Annotated in this window: 1 pseudogene; it reads left to right on the top strand. The window is 59.6% G+C overall.

Annotation, left to right across the window (positions count from 1 at the left end):
- Positions 1 to 61: 61 nt before the first annotated feature.
- A pseudogene (gene tetR(A), locus ACTD9P_RS30010) lies at positions 62 to 438 on the top strand (tetracycline resistance transcriptional repressor TetR(A)); the annotation flags it as partial.

Below are 438 nucleotides of genomic sequence, written 5' to 3'. Positions count from 1 at the left end.
GATTCTTTATCACTGATAAGTTGGTGGACATATTATGTTTATCAGTGATAAAGTGTCAAGCATGACAAAGTTGCAGCCGAATACAGTGATCCGTGCCGCCCTGGACCTGTTGAACGAGGTCGGCGTAGACGGTCTGACGACACGCAAACTGGCGGAACGGTTGGGGGTTCAGCAGCCGGCGCTTTACTGGCACTTCAGGAACAAGCGGGCGCTGCTCGACGCACTGGCCGAAGCCATGCTGGCGGAGAATCATACGCATTCGGTGCCGAGAGCCGACGACGACTGGCGCTCATTTCTGATCGGGAATGCCCGCAGCTTCAGGCAGGCGCTGCTCGCCTACCGCGATGGCGCGCGCATCCATGCCGGCACGCGACCGGGCGCACCGCAGATGGAAACGGCCGACGCGCAGCTTCGCTTCCTCTGCGAGGCGGGTTTTTC

Origin of the sequence: Pseudomonas onubensis (genome assembly GCF_965653655.1) — a bacterium.
Lineage (GTDB): Bacteria > Pseudomonadota > Gammaproteobacteria > Pseudomonadales > Pseudomonadaceae > Aquipseudomonas.
Note: the sequence above shows the minus strand (reverse complement) of the source record. Positions and strands in the feature narration are given on the sequence as shown.